The following is a 15,917-nucleotide window of genomic DNA, read 5'->3' as shown; positions in this document are numbered from 1 at the left end:
GAATGGCTACTTTAAATCCACGTGACGTTGTCATCGTTGATGGCGTACGTTCTGCAATGGGTAAAACCAAAAATGGTATGTTCCGTAATGTACGTGCGGACAGCTTATCTGCTGAATTAGTACGTGCTTTAGTTGCTCGTAACCAGTTTGATGTCAATGAAGTTGAAGATCTAATTTGGGGATGTGTGAACCAAACTTTAGAACAAGGTATGAACATTGGTCGTAACATCGTATTGTTGGCTGATTTACCAAAAACTGTTGGTGGTCAAACGGTTAACCGTCTTTGCGGTTCTTCTATGCAATCCATCCATACTGCTGCTGCTCAAATTGCAACAAACCAAGGTGATATCTTCATCGTGGGTGGTGTAGAGCATATGGGGCACGTAGGTATGATGCATGGCATTGACCTTAACCCTGAAGCATCAAAACACTATGCAAAAGCATCTAACATGATGGGTTTAACTGCTGAAATGTTAGGTCGTATGAACGGTATTAGCCGTGATGAACAAGATGCATTTGGTGTTGAATCTCACCGTCGTGCTTGGGCTGCAACACAAGAAGGTCGTTTTAAAAACGAAATCATTGGTGTTGAAGGTCATGATGCCAATGGCTTTAAAGTTCTATGTGACATCGATGAAGTGATTCGTCCAGATGCAAACATTGAAGCATTTAAAGCATTGCGTCCTGTATTTGACCCTAAAGGCGGTACTGTAACTGCTGCGACTTCTTCTGCATTGTCTGACGGCGCGTCTGCAATGTTATTGATGTCTGCTGAACGTGCTCAAGCTTTAGGTCTTAAGCCACGTGCGGTGATTCGCTCTATGGCAATTGCTGGTTGTGATGCTGCAATCATGGGTTATGGTCCTGTTCCTGCAACACAAAAAGCGCTTAAACGTGCTGGCTTAACGATGGACGATATCCAAACCATCGAGTTAAACGAAGCGTTTGCCGCTCAAGGTCTTTCTGTAATGAAAGGCTTGAACATCTATGACAAGCAAGACAAGATCAACTTGAACGGCGGTGCGATTGCATTGGGTCACCCATTGGGCTGTTCTGGTGCACGTATCACCACAACATTGTTGAACGTGATGGAGCAACAAGATACACAAATCGGTCTTGCAACCATGTGTATCGGTCTTGGTCAAGGTATCGCGACAATTATCGAACGTGTTTAAATTTTAATTAAGACACCTCGAAAAAAATCCTCGCTTATTGCGGGGATTTTTTTATTCATATAACTATAATTAAACTTTCTTTTAATTAAAATTTAACTTAATCTTTGTATGTTTTGAACTGAAATTAAACTTTGCTAAATCATGAATTAAAATAGCTATGAAAAAATTGATTTATCCCCTTGTTATAAGTGTAATTTTTGCAGGTTGTACCACAACAAAAATATCACCTGAAATGCGTAATCAACTTAACCAAACACAAATGAAGCTTCAGGTCCAGCCCGTGGCTATTTTAGTCAATAGTTGTTTACTTACTAATGAGCTAGGTAAAGATCTGATTCTAAATCAACCTACACAATTAACCAGTGAAAAATTTATTCAAACCTTCTCAAAACAACTGAACCAGAATGGTGTACAAATTAGTGAAATTGCCTCTCCTTTCATTTGTGGATCGATGCCAGAAGAACAGCTAAAAAAATATGATATTCTTATAAATAAAGATTCAAAACGTGCGGAAATCACAAATTATCCATTCTTAAATACCACTAACTCAAATATGAATGTTGATCAACAAAAGGCTGTCTTGGCTTTTAATCAGTACATTGCAAAATCAAATGAAGTAATCTTGGCAAATTCAAGAAATAAAAAATTGGCTTTACCACTTCCCATTCTGGAACCTGAGACGATTAATACTTTAAAAGATTGGTCAAAATCAAATTATATTTTTGTGGTATCACTGGATGGCTTAAAAGCTTCAGCAGGTTCTAAATTAGCAATGGGTGCATTAAGTGTTGGAGTAACGCTTGCAACAATGGGGGCAGAGGCAGGGCTAGTAACAACCTATATACCAAAACAAGGACAATTTTATTCAGTTAGGCTCTTTGATCTTGGCAAACAGGAATTTGTATGGAATAAATATTCGACACTCGATGGAAATATTTTCTCCACTAAAAACCATACAATGGAAGCACATACAGTATTAGACCCTTTGTTTGAAAATAAACAAGAGTAAATAGCAATTTGAGAAATGTTTAAAAGCAATAATTTAATATTTTCAATTAAATAGTCGAAATTATCTTTTATTTTAAATTTAAGTAGATTACAGAAGCAGCCTATTTAGGCTGCTATTTTCAAGATATTGTGTACCTTTGCATATAATCTAAACTCTAATTCTTTCAATCCCAAGCCCCGCAGAGCCAATCGATTTAATTCCATAACGCTAAGATAAACTCCACGATCTACAAAAAACTGACTTTGAAAGCAGATTGTTTTATTACAATTCAGTTATTAATCAAATTTAAACTTTGAATTAATAAAATCTTAAATTAATATAAATAATGTTAATTAGCAAAATATTTTTTTGGCTAACTTTCTAAAATATCTAAGAAAAAACGTCTTGATTATAAAAATGGATAAAGTGGGTATTCATCATTTTTTATTGGGCAAATAACGCTTAATCCATTCAAAAGATAAGTCCATACAAGGTGAACATTATGGTTTTCATGAAGACATTGCTATTTCTATCCTTATTCGCAATCAGTATGTCGGTCTTTCCCCAAAACTGTCCACAAGGCATTCCTCAAGGTACACCGAGTTGTATTCCACCTGATCAACTTGGTTACTCCACTGCTACACCCGTGAATACTGCATACTGGAAAAAAACTTGGGGGGCTATAGCCGATTCTTCACTTGCTATTGGTACATCAACTGGTCATTTTAGTCGCCGTTCGGCTTCAAAAGAAGCAATGAGTAAGTGTAAGGCGGACGGAGGTATTGAATGCAAAATCGTACTTACATACAGAAATCAGTGCGCAGTAATTGCCAGACCATCAAATAAGGATGGTCTAATTAAATACTCTTACCATAGTAATGCAACGATTGAAAATGCATCTAAACTTGCACTCCCCTATTGTTCCAACATCAATAATGGAAAAACTTGTGAAGTTGTTTATTCAAACTGTACAGCACCCGTTTTAATACGCTAATTCAATTAATGCCCAATGATTTAGAGCGTTTAAAACAAGGATTCACTTCTCAACGAGTCAATCAGATTTAAAAGGACAATAATCATGAATAAAAAGAGATTTGTTTTAGCCTTTTTAACAGCATTTGTATCTTTATTTACCTTTGCCCAAAACTGCCCACAAGGCATTCCTCAAGGTACGCCGAGTTGTGTTCCTCCTGATCAACTTGGTTACTCCACTGCACCACCAGTCAATACGGCTTACTGGAAAAAAACTTGGGGAGCGATGGCGGAATCTCCATTTGCTATCGGTACATCAACTGGTCATTTTAGTCGTCGCTCTGCATCCAAGGAAGCTATGGATAAATGCAAAAGCAGAGGCGGGAATGAATGTAAAATTACTTTTACATATAAAAATCAATGTGCCGTAATGGCAAAACCTATCAATGAAGATGGCTTAGTAAGAGTTACATATCAAAGTGCAGCTACTTTAAAAGAAGCCTCGCGGCTTGTTCTACCCTATTGCGCTGAGAACAATAATGGTAAAACCTGTGAAGTCTTTTATTCAAACTGTACAGAACCAGTTTTAATACGCTAATTCAATTAATGCTCAATGATTTAGAGCGTTTAAAACAAGGACTCACTTATCAACGAGTCAATCAGATTTAAAAGGACAATAATCATGAATAAAAAGAGATTTGTTTTAGCAACACTGACATTATTTACATCGTTATCTACCTTTGCCCAAAGCTGTCCACAAGGCATTCCTCAAGGTACACCGAGTTGTGTTCCACCTGATCAACTTGGTTATTCCACTGCTCCACCAGTCAATACGGCATACTGGAAAAAAACTTGGGGGGCTATAGCGAACTCTTTTGATACAGATATCATCAGTACATCGACAGGTCATTTTACTCGACGGGCCGCAGCAAAAGAGGCAATGACCAAATGTAAAAATAATGGTGGCTCTGCTTGCAAAATAGTTTTCGCTTATCACAATCAATGTGCGACAGTTGCTCAGCCAATGAACGCAAGTGGACCAGTAAATATTACTTATCAAAGCTCATCAACTATAGAAAAAGCTACTCAATTGGCTATTTCTGATTGCTCTGAGAACAATAATGGTAAAACCTGTGAAGTCTTTTATTCAAACTGCACAGCCCCCGTTTTAATACGCTAATTCAATTAATAAATTAAACGCCTAAAATAGTAAAAGCCAATCAACAGATTGGCTTCAACATATATTTAGAACACTGTTATATTGATTATTTAGGCAGACCACTTTGCCACTTATCACCTAACATCAAGTCTAAACGTGCTTTATCAAAATTCAACTGAAACGTTCCATTACGAACAGCTTCCAAAGCTTTATCTCGATTCATACCCATTGAAAGTGGTTCAATCATGGTAAATAAACCTGTAGTAGGGTCAGAAGACTGTAAACCATTTGCAACAGCTAACACATATTCTCTCAGTAATGCTGAAGGAATTTGATTAAAATTAGGTTCAGGCGCTTTAGGCTGAATATCCAATACACCGATATTATCGCCAATACTATAGTTTTGAATTTCGTTCTCTTTTTTAATAACTTGATGTTGCAATGCTCTACGCACAGCTTTGTTTTCTTGATAAGGCGTAACACCTACCGCTTCCTGACGAAGCTCAGAATCTGCCATCACTTTAATTGTCGGCAATGACGCAACTTCTTCCGCCTGTACAGTGGGTAACCAAACAGACAATGCCGTTGCAAGTATAGAAACTTTGATAAAGTTCATACATTTCACCTAAAAAAATAAATCAGATTATCAATGCAATAAAATGATTTTTAAATGTTGAATATTGTCTATTAAATAGGCTATAACAATTTAAAGTTGGATTCACTAAAGCTCAGATAAACGGTAACGACGTTTAATTTTCTTATTAAAAAACATATATATTTTCTTACTGAACATTCTAAATAAAAAAGCCATCATTTATATTTTACTGAGAGATGTTGTATTTTTTGGCATCTTTAAGATTTATAAATTTTCATTTTCAAGTGATCAATCAACTAAAATATTCAATAACCTTAGGCTTATAATTTTCATTCATCGACTTTTATAAACGTCTTGGCTTAGTCAAAAAACAGCATTCTAAGCCGATAAATATTATTGGAATATAGATGGTCTGCCTATCTGAGGCGATATGGATAATCATTCAGCAAATATTTGAATTGATTCTTTTCCATGATGTCGTCCAAATTTAGGAAAAATAATTCAATATCTTCTGTATATGGCTCAAGTACTCTTTAATCTAGATCACCGATATTCAATATATTGAAAAGATTTTCAGATCAGTTGTTGCTTCTGTTCAAAGTCCATCATTGCTTCAGCTTGTTTGGTCAGTGTATTGACTATAAACTCAAACAGTACTGTTACAGTCAAGAGGTATATGATGAACCTTGCTAAAGTTGCTGCACTGACTCAAATCAGTCCTCGTATGCTCCGTTATTATGAAGAATTAGGATTAATTCATCCTCTACGAACAGCAAATCATTATCGCTTTTATAGTCAAAAAGATATTGAAGATATTCATAAAATTAAAGTGCTCAACGATGCTGGAATGCATCTAAAAGACATTAAACTTTTACTGCCCTGTTTTGACTTGGGTGAGGAAAAATTTACTTTATGCCCAATTGCCAAACACGCATTAAACATGGAGTTAAAGAATATTTCAGAGAAAATTTCCAAGCTAAAACAATCAGAAGACTTATTAAAATCTTTTCTAATCAAGGGAAAGGTTGAGTAAGAATATAATTTTATAAAACTCACTTTCACTCATTTTATTGCGCTCAGATCATACGTTATTTGATTGAAATAAACTGATCAATACATCAATGACTGTATTGATCGGATTGCTTACACTTTCAATGTTCAAGCACGCTGACCCGTTCTCTTTCTTCAGAATCCAAATCATCCCAAGATTTTCGCTCATCCCAAAACCAATAACCTTTTTTATCCTTTGCGATACATCCAACATCAGCGCCACTTTTAAAAGTGGCATAATCAGCATCCCTAAGCAGACCAAAACGTTCTTCGTAAATATGATGGCGATCTTTAGCATAGCAATCGCCTAATAACTTAAAGGTTTTTGGATCTGCATCTTCCAAAATAGAAAAATTACCACCATCAAGCATGTTGAAATAACGATAAACATGACGTTTATCTTGATAAAAGTTGGAAGGGTTTAATCTCTTAAATGTCGAGCTATCAATTGTTCCTGTCAATGAAAGCTCGTTATCCTCACCGAAACCGAAATGTGTATAAAAACGATCGCTAAACATAGACAGACTCTTGCTGGGCTGAACATGTTCAGAGAATAAATGGTTGCAACGATTTGCGTAGGGAAACTTTAATGCCAATTGATGATGAGCATTGATATATAAATTATCCCGTACATGGACCCATTGTTTATTTTCCTGCTCGGCATTCAAGGCTGCTTGCTTCTCTTCGCTAGCACATTTGTCGTACTCAATTTGTTCAGCACAGAGAATGGCTGCTATACCTAAAAACTGTTTCCAGCCATAGACCTTTTTATAACGATCAAACCCAAGAATTGGATCACGATCAATTTGATAGATACCAAAATGATAACGATATAATGCAACACTTTTGCAGTCTTGTTTAACCAAAAATGGCGTCTGATAGACATAACTTATGCCACCAACCAATAGCAGTATAAATATTGCAATAGGCATCCATCGTTTTATATTTCTTATTGATCCAATTCTATGTATTGAGTTCACAAAGCTTCTTGTAACACCTCAGCATTCTGTTCCTTTTTCTGATTGATCTGACTATTTAGTTTAAGGACGTCTTGATACAACTGGTTAAACTGTTTGACCTGGGCATCTTCTTTAAACAAAATTTGATTGCCTTGTTTCTGCCATTGATATTTTTTCAGCATGTCAAACATGGTCTCAGCTTTTCCTAAAATTTGTAATTCATTTAAAATCAACGCATTTTCAGGATCAAGTTGTGCACTTTGTTCAAGTTTATCTTGTAAAGGTTTTTTCAAATCTTTACGTAAAGTAGATTTTTTTAATTCAGCAAGCGCCTCGTTTTTATTTTTCATATTGTTCTGTTGATATTGTTGCATGGCTTGACGCACAGTTCCTAGCATCTGAGTGGTTTCAACATAATTTTGCTTACGGTCTGCATCCAAACGATTTACATCTAAAAAATGGTCCCACTTAGCCGCTGCAAGCTGATTTAAATAAGCATTTCGTGTATCAATATTCTTGATCCAATATTTAAGCAAGAACTCTGACAAAATTTTATAGTCACCTTTTAATCGAGCATCGTGAATATCAATATTGACAGGCTTAGCGCGATCTTGTGCTTGCTCTGAAAGTTGGCGCATCTTGTCGGTCATGACCATATCAAATGCTTGTCGATTTGCTTCTTCATTTTTGATTGAAGTATGGTCGTAGTAGAAAAATCCAATAATTGCCAGAAAAATGATACCGAACACGATCAAAATTCGACGCATACCAGTCTCCAAACCATGTTATAGATATCTTAGAATATCCTAAGCAACTCATTTCTGTATATTATTTCTACAAAATTATGATAAATAACGTAGTCTACTTTTGATGATCAAAATTTGACTTTAAATTTTCCTTACTGGACCCCATCATAAGCAGTAATTAGATTGTAGAGATTTCCTATGCGCGTAGATATTTGGTCAGATGTAGTTTGCCCATTCTGTTATATCGGTAAAAAACGTTTAGAAGCAGCGGCAGAACAAGCAGGTATCGAACTTGAAGTCCATTGGCATAGTTTTGAACTTGATCCAGATGCGCCACCACGCCAAGAAGTTTCAAACTCAGAACGTCTTGCGCAAAAATATGGTCGTACTATTGCAGAAGTTGAAGACATGCAACGTAATATTGCAACCATGGCACTTGAGGAAGGCATTCAATTTAATTGGGAAAATGCCAACTCAGGCAATACATTTAACGCCCATCGCATCATCCATCTTGCACAAAGCAAAGGACTTGGTTCAGAAGCGGAAGAAGCATTTTTCTATAGTTATATGACACAAGGCTTACCGATCGGTGAACGTGAAACCATTGAAGATGTAGCATCACGTATAGGTTTGAACCCTGTAGAAGTCGATGATGTATTGGATTCTGAAGAATATGCCGACTTTGTAAAATTTGACGAGCAAGTTGCCCATGAGCAATTGAAAGTCACAGGTGTACCATTCTTTGTATTTGATCAACGTGTTGCTCTTGCAGGTGCTCAACCTCGTGAAGTATTTGTTCAGGTCTTACAAAAAGCACTGGAAACTGCAAGTGATGAAGATGTTGAACAACAAGATGCTCCTGTCTGCAATGATGACGCTTGTGATGTACCGAATAAATAAATAGCAATATTGAAGAACTCTTCAAATGGAGTTCTTCAATATATTTAGATCAAAGTTGAATATTCATTATTTGAAAAGTAAAATAAATTAGCATCTAAGAGCACAATATTATCAAACATTTCGATTACTTATTTTGAATTGACTTTTTAGATATATTTACGTGTCATTTTTGCAATACAGCGTTGCAAAAAAGCAACTATTCAGACTTTTTTTCTTAGATTATGATCAGCACATATTTTTCGTTTCCACGAAATTCTTGCGCTGTAGTTTCTTATTTTTTCTTATTTTATAAGACAGAAGAGCCTCCCTTTGGGAGGCTTTTTTGTATATCACCAGATAAAATATCACTTGAGGATAAAAACAAAGTTATCCACAATCCTGAATGATTTTTAGACATTGAAGTGATTTTTCCTACTTTAAAATATATTCAAAATAAATCCTTCATTTTTAATTAATAATCAGTTTTACTGATGAAATGTACTTTTTGCATGGTTCTGCCCTTTGATTTATACACTTCATTTATCAATACTTTATGTTTTTTGTACCTATTCTCAGTATTGAATTGAAATTTACTGTTTTTTTCAGGCATAGTGATGTTGAAAATTAAAAACTGAATGACTCAACGTTTAAGAAAGTATGCATATGAAGAAAATTCCATCGTTAATTTTCTCAAAATTACCTTATGCCTTATTATTAGGTGGTCTTTTGGGGAATTCTGCTTTTGCAGAGCTAAATCATAGTCTCGATGCAAAGAAAGCTGACTCAAGCAAATCATTATCTTCGATTGAGGCAGAGGAAAAAGGCTTACTCAACTATATTCCAAAAATCGTTGACTCAACACCAACGATTTTTCCTGAACAATCTGATCAAGTAATTGTGCCTCCAACACAAGCCACAGAAGACCAGACATGGGCGGATAAAAAGCAGAAAAAACTCAGCGATTGGGTAGATCGTACAGCCAATAAAATGGATGGATGGTTTGGAGAAACTGACCCAACTCGCCCTGCAACTGCAACATTACGTATTCTGGTTGATAATCAGTGGAATAAGCATGATGGTTATGATGTAAATCCACGTATCCGAGGTAAGATTAAACTCCCTACCTTAGAAAATCGTTTAAGTGTGGTTTTTGGTGATGATTCATTAGATGATGAAATTGCCAACAATATTGCGATTTCAAATAATCATTCGGATGGTGATCCAAACAAAAGAATCGATGGTAAACAAATCAGAGATGATAATAGTTCGATTGCACTCCGTTGGTCACAACTGTCAAAACGTTTGCCCTTTGATTTAGATGCAGACTTAGGTATCCGTTCAGGGGATGATGTTTATGCGCGCTTAAAAGCACAAAGAGACTGGTCTTTGGGAAATGATTTTACCTTCCACGCTGAACAGATTTATCGTTATGGGATCGACAGTGAGAACTACCTAAGAACCAACTTAGAATTGACTCACGCACGACCAAATCAGCCGTTTATTTCCAACCAATTTTATCTGACCTATGCCGATGAACAAGACGATGATCTAACTTGGGATAACCGCACCTATCGTCAACATCAATTCTTTAAAAACAATCGTTTTAACTACGGTATTTATACTGGAGGTTATTATAATAATAATGACCTTAAACTGAACAGTTGGGGACCATTTATCTCTTGGCGACAACCTGTTTGGCGTGAATGGTTCTATGTCCAAGGTGATTTAAATTATTTTAATGACCGTCGCGAAGACCGTAGTCACTTTCCAAGTGCCTTGGTTCGTTTAGAAGCGTTATTTTAAGCATTAGATGAATATTTAAACGCAACTGTGGATAAGTTCTTACTTATCCACTTCGCTTGAGACAAGTCTGTTGATCCGCACTAGCGTATGGCTTCTATAGTATAAAGTTCTAATTTAAAACTATATAAAGTTCCAATTGAATTCGGCATCGACATCGTTTCATAAGTCATGCGTCCAATCGCTCGGACTTCTTTTCCCACTAAATCATCATCTATTTTAAGACTTGGATGCACAGCTATTGGAAATGAACCACCACGCTGACCATCCGAGCTCGCCAATTCATAGTTTTTCCCACTTTTTTTTAATATTCCCAATACAGAAGTTTCAGTGCCTTGTCTTAGAAACATCGCATTGTGTACAGATAAATCTGTAGTATTGGCACGGCGTTTTTCAACAGCAGGAAGTTCATATGCGGATACTGGGGTTATCAGGGTAGAGCTCAAGACTAAACCGCTGATCAATTGAATTCTTTTAAGTTTGATCATTTTATATTTTTCAACAAAAAGCCTATCTTAAAGATAGGCTTTCTGAAAAACAACAACGATTTATTTCAATAATAAATTATTGATACGTTTTACATACTCAGCAGGATCATCTGGTAAACCGCCTTCTGCGATTACCGCTTGATCGAAAATCACATTGGCTAGATCATCAAACTGTGCAGAACCATCCAATTTTTTCACCAAAGGATGTTCTGGGTTAATTTCCAAAATTGGTTTAGATTCTGGGACAGCTTGCCCTGCTTGCTTCAACATACGAATCAATTGTGGAGAAAGCTCACCTTCGCTAGTGACTAAACATGCAGGTGAATCGACTAAACGAGTCGTCACACGCACTTCTTTAGTTTTGGCTTTTAATGAATCTGATAGTTTTTCAACCACTGGCTTGAATTGCTCAGCCGCGGCTTCAAGTGCCTTTTTCTCTTCAGCATCTTGTAAGTCACCGAGATCAACAGCACCTTTTGCGACATTCTGCATCGGTGTGCCATCAAACTCATGTACAAATTCCATTGCCCATTCATCAACACGATCTGCCATCAATAGCACTTCAATGTCTTTTTTACGGAACAATTCTAATTGTGGTGAGTTTTTAGCAGCAGCAAGGCTATCCGCAGTCACATAATAAATCGCCTTTTGCCCTTCTTTCATACGTGCTTTATACGCTTCCAATGAAGTTGAAACATCATCATTGGTCGATGTAGAGAAGCGTAAAAGTTTAAGAATTCTTTCGCGATTACCAAAGTCTTCACCCAGACCTTCTTTGATCACTGAGCCAAATTCAGCATAGAAAGTTTTGAACTTTTCTTGATCTGCTTCATCTTCAGATTTCGCCAAAGCATCTAATGTGGTTAAAACACGGCGTGTGTTGCCTTCACGAATGGTTTTCACATCACGACTTTCTTGTAGAAGTTCACGACTGACATTTAATGGAAGATCTGCACTATCTACAATACCTTGTACAAAACGGAGATAGTTTGGAATCAAATTATCTGCATCATCCATAATAAACACGCGTTTTACATACAATTTAATGCCCGCTTTCGCTTCACGTGTGAAAATATTACTTGGTGCTTTGCTTGGAATATAAAGTAGTTGGGTATACTCCGTACTTCCTTCAACACGATTGTGTGCCCATGCAAGTGGTGCTTCGAAATCATGTGTCAGGTTCTTATAAAACTCAACATACTGCTCTTCTGTGATGTCGCCTTTACTGCGTGTCCACAATGCGCTTGCAGAGTTAATGGCTTCCCATTCATCCGTTTTAACGTATTGACCAGGCTTTTTCTCTTCGCCTTCAACCGCTTCTTCTTCCTGCCATACCTCTTTCTGCATTTCGATTGGCAAACTGATATGATCAGAATATTTATTGATAATTTGTTTTACTTTATAGGTTTCTAAATAGTCCAGAGCATCATCACGTAAATGCAAGATGATATCTGTTCCACGTGAAGCCTTATCAATTTGAGCGACTTCAAAATCACCCGTTCCACCACTGATCCAACGGACACCTTCAGATGCATCCAGACCCGCACGGCGAGATTCAACTGTGATTTTGTCTGCAACAATAAAGCCTGAATAAAAACCAACACCGAATTGACCAATCAACTGTGCATCGGCTTTTTGATCACCAGACAGCTTAGACATAAAGTCTTTGGTTCCAGACTTGGCAATCGTACCCAAGTTATCAATCGCTTCTTGTTGGCTTAAACCAATCCCATTGTCTGAAATCGTAATGGTTTTCGCATCTTTGTCTAGACTGACACGTACGTGTAAGTTCGGATCATTTTCATAAAATTCTGGATGATTAATTCCTTCAAAACGCAATTTATCACATGCATCTGAGGCATTAGAAATCAATTCACGCAGGAAAATTTCAGGATTTGAATACAGTGAATGCGTCACTAAATGTAAAAGCTGAGCCACTTCTGCTTGGAAGCTGTGCTTTTTTGAATTTTGTTGTGCGTTCTGTTCGCTCATAAAATCACTCCGTAAATTCATAACGCTTTTTTATCGAATGCTGTATGAAATGGAGTGGTTTAAGCATATTTCAATAGTAAAACCAAATTTTTTTTAAAATGGACCCTGTTCATAGACTCGATTCATATAAGTCTCAAGTTTTTGTTGTCGCATTTGATATGCATCAGTCAAACAACGCACATTATCCTGACATTGATTGCGCAGTTGTAACCATTTCACTTGTTGGTCTTGAATGACTCCACGTGTTCCCATAGGAACTAATTTTCGAATAATGTTGTAGGTTGTCGCCATTTTAACATCTGCATCATTTAGACTGCGTTGTTCGCAGATACGGTGCTCTGTTTTGGTTTGGGCATGATCACAGTTAAAACTGGCTGCATGAGTAATTGAAATGCCGCTGCTAAGTAAAAATATTATTGGAATTCGTAATTTCATATTCATTCAAAAAATAAAGTGATGAGTTTTAGATTAAATTGATTTTGTACATTGTTATATAGTCAAAAATGACTATTTTTTATGGTTTCTTGTTTCAAACAAAAAATGATCGGTTTAAAAATAAAAAGCTCGGTATGTACCGAGCTTTTTAATGTATCTACTTAGAATCTATAGCTATAACCTAAAGTGTAGATTACTGGATCAATATCTAAGTCAAATTTTGCAGCAGTTGCGCCACCGGCAGTCACTTTCACTTCTGGGCTAAGTTGCGCATAACGTGCATCAAAGAAAACACCCCAGTTTTTCGCATCGGCTGGTTGGAAATTAAAACCAATTTGACCAGCAAAACCAAAGTCATCTTTCACTTTTACTTTCGTGCCAGTTAATGCGCCAGTTGATTCTTCATCCCACGCAACAAATGCTGTACCACCTACACCAATGTATGGTGTAAAACGTGTTGAGTTTTTAAAGTTATATTTAAAAGTAACAGTTGGTGGTAAATGTTTAAGTTTAACTGCTTTTTCACCATCCAAATTTACATCATGGCTGATCGGTGCAGCTAACAAAAGCTCAGCTGAAAATGGTGTTTCACCAAAGAAATATTCTACAGATGGTGTAAAAGCATATTCATGATCGGCTTTCACAGTACCAACACCTGCAACATTGGTGTCTTGAGTAGGTGAAATCACCGAACCACCAACTTTGACTTGCCAGTCTGCAAATGAAGCAGAAGAAATTCCCATTAATGTAATAAGAGCAAGTTGCTTTAACATTATAAATACCCCGCGTTGTTATTAATTAACATTAAACATAGGTATTAATTATTTTGCAACATCTATTTAAACACAAAAATAATCTTTATTTTTAAGTAATTGTTATATATATAAATTTATTTTAATCATATTAAAATAGTTGGTTTTAAAAACCGACCAAATTAATCAAGATTATTGAGCAATTTTTCATAAAATAATCAGCTTATTATTATAAATTAATAATGCATACAAAATACATATTATATTTAAAATTTATTGAAAGATAAGAACCATTCTACTTTTTTGCATTGGTTAAAAATCAAACTTTGAATCATAAAATACTTATAAGCAAAAAAAGCTGTTTAGATTGCATCATAAACAGCCTCAAATATTCGCTATAACACTCTATAAAACCATAGCTGCAATCCAGCCAAAGACCAATAAAGGAATATTAAAATGGATAAATGTAGGTACAACAGTATCCCAAATATGATCATGCTGCCCATCCACTCCTAAACCTGCTGTAGGTCCGAGTGTAGAGTCTGAGGCAGGAGAACCCGCATCACCAAGCGCTGCCGCAGTACCAATGAGTGCGACCGTTGCCAGTGGCGAAAAACCAAATTGCACACACAATGGCACATAAATCACTGCAAGCACAGGAACGCTTGAGAAAGATGAACCGATTCCAATTGTCACAAATAAACCAATGAACAGCATCAAAAATGCCGCCAAAGCTTTATTATCACCGATCAGATGTACCACACCATTGACCAAATGATTGATATCTCCTGTATGCGTCATAACTGAGGCAAATCCAGCAGCAGAAATCATGATAAAACCGACCAATGCCATCATGCGCATGCCTTGCACAAAAACATCATCCGCTTCTTGCCATTTAAAAATTCCTGCCGCAGACAATACAGCAAAACCAACCAATCCCCCAAGAATCATTGAACCAGAATACAGTTGCGAGATTAGCGTTAAAACGATTGCCAACAAAGCCATTAAAATGGTTTTCGTTGCAATTACAGGAGCTTGTTTGGCTTGCTGTCCTAAAGCAATACCATCTGCTTTGAGTTCTTCCACATTGACTGCACGAAGCGGTTTGTCTAAATCAATGGTGGTGATGGGTGCAACATCACGATCAACATATAGACGAGGTTTACGGTAACTGATAAATACTGCAACCAAAGTGCCGATCACCATACCAAGCACAGGAATTGCCATCCCGATAGGCATCATGCTTCGTTCTACATGAAGTTGATATGCTGCTCCGATTTTATTGATGTTACCCATCAAAATTTGCTCTAAGAAAATGGCACCAAAACCAACAGGAAGGAAAATGTAAGTTCCAACTAACCCTAATGTCAGGACACATGCTGCCGCACGGCGATCAAGTTTTAAATGGTTCATTACTTTTAATAATGGTGGAACCAGTACTGGAATAAAAGCAATATGGACAGGAATCAAGTTTTGCGAACAAATAGCGGCAATCAACAAAATTCCCAACAGTAAAAATTTTACTTTTGTTGCTTGTTTTTGAGTCGCTTCCATCCCCAACAGACCAATTAACTTGTATGCCAATAAATCAGGTAATCCTGACTTGGACAATGCCAAAGCAAAAGCACCTAATACAGCGTATGCCAATGCCACTTCAGCACCATCACCCAAGCCCGCATTAAATGCTTGAACAGTGTCAGCTAAGCTTAAACCAGCGACCAAACCACCTATAATTGCTGAAATGACCAATGTTAAAACAACAGAAACTCGTGCCAGTGATAAAATAAACATCACGGCAATCGCAATAACGACAGCATTCATAGAAAAATTTACGAAAATTTGAAAGGCGATATTTTATCAGATTCATATCAGTGAAGCTGTAAATTCATCCAATTGATGGTGAAATAACGAGGTAACCAGTATTGAT

16 protein-coding genes are annotated in these 15,917 nt (G+C 36.6%); 8 read left to right on the top strand and 8 right to left on the bottom strand.

Annotation, left to right across the window (positions count from 1 at the left end):
- The first annotated feature begins 2 nt into the window (after positions 1 to 2).
- The 5 genes from fadA (at position 3) to TOL5_RS01475 (ending at position 4,315) form a co-directional block, all read left to right on the top strand.
- Entirely contained in the window at positions 3 to 1,175 is a 1,173-nt protein-coding gene (gene fadA / locus TOL5_RS01495; protein WP_009584468.1) for an acetyl-CoA C-acyltransferase FadA, read from the top strand.
- Between the two features lie 157 nt (positions 1,176 to 1,332).
- A complete protein-coding gene (locus TOL5_RS01490; protein WP_121774271.1) occupies positions 1,333 to 2,184 on the top strand; it encodes a hypothetical protein in 852 nt (283 codons plus the stop codon).
- Positions 2,185 to 2,665: 481 nt separating this feature from the next.
- A complete protein-coding gene (locus tag TOL5_RS01485; protein WP_171428642.1) occupies positions 2,666 to 3,157 on the top strand; it encodes a DUF4189 domain-containing protein in 492 nt (163 codons plus the stop codon).
- An 84-nt stretch (positions 3,158 to 3,241) separates the two neighbouring features.
- On the top strand, positions 3,242 to 3,733 hold the full coding sequence (locus TOL5_RS01480) for a DUF4189 domain-containing protein (protein ID WP_121774273.1): 492 nt from the start codon (positions 3,242 to 3,244) through the stop codon (positions 3,731 to 3,733).
- A gap of 84 nt (positions 3,734 to 3,817) precedes the next feature.
- Positions 3,818 to 4,315 carry a DUF4189 domain-containing protein gene (locus TOL5_RS01475; RefSeq protein ID WP_121774274.1) on the top strand — a complete coding sequence of 166 codons (498 nt, stop codon included), beginning with the start codon at positions 3,818 to 3,820 and terminating at the stop codon, positions 4,313 to 4,315.
- Positions 4,316 to 4,400: 85 nt separating this feature from the next.
- On the opposite strand, the gene TOL5_RS01470 is transcribed toward TOL5_RS01475, so the two are convergent.
- Positions 4,401 to 4,910 (bottom strand): hypothetical protein, encoded by a 510-nt coding sequence (locus tag TOL5_RS01470; protein ID WP_004826268.1) that lies wholly within the window; start codon positions 4,908 to 4,910, stop codon positions 4,401 to 4,403.
- A 658-nt stretch (positions 4,911 to 5,568) separates the two neighbouring features.
- Between TOL5_RS01470 and TOL5_RS01465 the strand changes: the two genes are divergently transcribed.
- Entirely contained in the window at positions 5,569 to 5,922 is a 354-nt protein-coding gene (locus TOL5_RS01465) for a MerR family transcriptional regulator (protein WP_009584431.1), read from the top strand.
- Between the two features lie 118 nt (positions 5,923 to 6,040).
- Here the strand turns inward: TOL5_RS01465 and TOL5_RS01460 are convergent, their stop codons facing one another.
- Positions 6,041 to 6,871 carry a DKNYY domain-containing protein gene (locus tag TOL5_RS01460; RefSeq protein ID WP_121774275.1) on the bottom strand — a complete coding sequence of 277 codons (831 nt, stop codon included), beginning with the start codon at positions 6,869 to 6,871 and terminating at the stop codon, positions 6,041 to 6,043.
- A 44-nt stretch (positions 6,872 to 6,915) separates the two neighbouring features.
- Positions 6,916 to 7,665 (bottom strand): hypothetical protein, encoded by a 750-nt coding sequence (locus TOL5_RS01455; RefSeq protein WP_005035299.1) that lies wholly within the window; start codon positions 7,663 to 7,665, stop codon positions 6,916 to 6,918.
- Between the two features lie 177 nt (positions 7,666 to 7,842).
- Between TOL5_RS01455 and TOL5_RS01450 the strand changes: the two genes are divergently transcribed.
- On the top strand, positions 7,843 to 8,544 hold the full coding sequence (locus TOL5_RS01450; RefSeq protein ID WP_004826262.1) for a DsbA family oxidoreductase: 702 nt from the start codon (positions 7,843 to 7,845) through the stop codon (positions 8,542 to 8,544).
- A 642-nt stretch (positions 8,545 to 9,186) separates the two neighbouring features.
- Positions 9,187 to 10,326 carry a hypothetical protein gene (locus TOL5_RS01445; protein WP_042089620.1) on the top strand — a complete coding sequence of 380 codons (1,140 nt, stop codon included), beginning with the start codon at positions 9,187 to 9,189 and terminating at the stop codon, positions 10,324 to 10,326.
- 80 nt (positions 10,327 to 10,406) lie between these two features.
- Here TOL5_RS01445 and TOL5_RS01440 read toward each other — a convergent pair whose 3' ends face one another.
- From TOL5_RS01440 to TOL5_RS01420, 5 genes are all read right to left on the bottom strand, one after another.
- Complete coding sequence (locus tag TOL5_RS01440) at positions 10,407 to 10,811, bottom strand: hypothetical protein (RefSeq protein ID WP_009584432.1); 405 nt, start codon at positions 10,809 to 10,811, stop codon at positions 10,407 to 10,409.
- A 60-nt stretch (positions 10,812 to 10,871) separates the two neighbouring features.
- Positions 10,872 to 12,803, bottom strand: a complete 1,932-nt coding sequence (htpG, locus tag TOL5_RS01435) for a molecular chaperone HtpG (protein WP_042089619.1) — start codon at positions 12,801 to 12,803, stop codon at positions 10,872 to 10,874.
- Positions 12,804 to 12,896: 93 nt separating this feature from the next.
- Positions 12,897 to 13,238: a lysozyme inhibitor LprI family protein gene (locus TOL5_RS01430; protein ID WP_009584443.1), complete on the bottom strand. Its 342-nt coding sequence runs from the start codon at positions 13,236 to 13,238 to the stop codon at positions 12,897 to 12,899.
- 161 nt (positions 13,239 to 13,399) lie between these two features.
- The gene (locus TOL5_RS01425; RefSeq protein ID WP_009584462.1) at positions 13,400 to 14,011 is read right to left on the bottom strand and encodes an OmpW/AlkL family protein; all 612 of its coding nucleotides are present in this window, start codon (positions 14,009 to 14,011) and stop codon (positions 13,400 to 13,402) included.
- 384 nt (positions 14,012 to 14,395) lie between these two features.
- On the bottom strand, positions 14,396 to 15,811 hold the full coding sequence (locus TOL5_RS01420; protein ID WP_005035290.1) for a Na+/H+ antiporter family protein: 1,416 nt from the start codon (positions 15,809 to 15,811) through the stop codon (positions 14,396 to 14,398).
- Positions 15,812 to 15,917 lie beyond the last annotated feature (106 nt).

The sequence above is a fragment of the Acinetobacter sp. Tol 5 genome (assembly GCF_019702905.1).
Classification (GTDB): domain Bacteria; phylum Pseudomonadota; class Gammaproteobacteria; order Pseudomonadales; family Moraxellaceae; genus Acinetobacter; species Acinetobacter bereziniae.
This window is presented reverse-complemented; position numbering and strand designations above follow the sequence as displayed.

Bases quoted from the DNA above. Each gene is read 5' to 3' on its own strand.
- TOL5_RS01420 (WP_005035290.1), bottom strand. From the start codon at position 15,811: ATGAATGCTGTCGTTATTGCGATTGCCGTGATGTTTATTTTATCACTG.
- TOL5_RS01455 (WP_005035299.1), bottom strand. From the start codon at position 7,665: ATGCGTCGAATTTTGATCGTGTTCGGTATCATTTTTCTGGCAATTATT.
- TOL5_RS01470 (WP_004826268.1), bottom strand. From the start codon at position 4,910: ATGAACTTTATCAAAGTTTCTATACTTGCAACGGCATTGTCTGTTTGG.
- TOL5_RS01475 (WP_121774274.1), top strand. From the start codon at position 3,818: ATGAATAAAAAGAGATTTGTTTTAGCAACACTGACATTATTTACATCG.
- TOL5_RS01425 (WP_009584462.1), bottom strand. From the start codon at position 14,011: ATGTTAAAGCAACTTGCTCTTATTACATTAATGGGAATTTCTTCTGCT.
- TOL5_RS01440 (WP_009584432.1), bottom strand. From the start codon at position 10,811: ATGATCAAACTTAAAAGAATTCAATTGATCAGCGGTTTAGTCTTGAGC.
- TOL5_RS01450 (WP_004826262.1), top strand. From the start codon at position 7,843: ATGCGCGTAGATATTTGGTCAGATGTAGTTTGCCCATTCTGTTATATC.
- TOL5_RS01480 (WP_121774273.1), top strand. From the start codon at position 3,242: ATGAATAAAAAGAGATTTGTTTTAGCCTTTTTAACAGCATTTGTATCT.
- htpG (WP_042089619.1), bottom strand. From the start codon at position 12,803: ATGAGCGAACAGAACGCACAACAAAATTCAAAAAAGCACAGCTTCCAA.
- TOL5_RS01485 (WP_171428642.1), top strand. From the start codon at position 2,666: ATGGTTTTCATGAAGACATTGCTATTTCTATCCTTATTCGCAATCAGT.
- fadA (WP_009584468.1), top strand. From the start codon at position 3: ATGGCTACTTTAAATCCACGTGACGTTGTCATCGTTGATGGCGTACGT.
- TOL5_RS01430 (WP_009584443.1), bottom strand. From the start codon at position 13,238: ATGAAATTACGAATTCCAATAATATTTTTACTTAGCAGCGGCATTTCA.
- TOL5_RS01490 (WP_121774271.1), top strand. From the start codon at position 1,333: ATGAAAAAATTGATTTATCCCCTTGTTATAAGTGTAATTTTTGCAGGT.
- TOL5_RS01460 (WP_121774275.1), bottom strand. From the start codon at position 6,871: ATGCCTATTGCAATATTTATACTGCTATTGGTTGGTGGCATAAGTTAT.
- TOL5_RS01465 (WP_009584431.1), top strand. From the start codon at position 5,569: ATGAACCTTGCTAAAGTTGCTGCACTGACTCAAATCAGTCCTCGTATG.
- TOL5_RS01445 (WP_042089620.1), top strand. From the start codon at position 9,187: ATGAAGAAAATTCCATCGTTAATTTTCTCAAAATTACCTTATGCCTTA.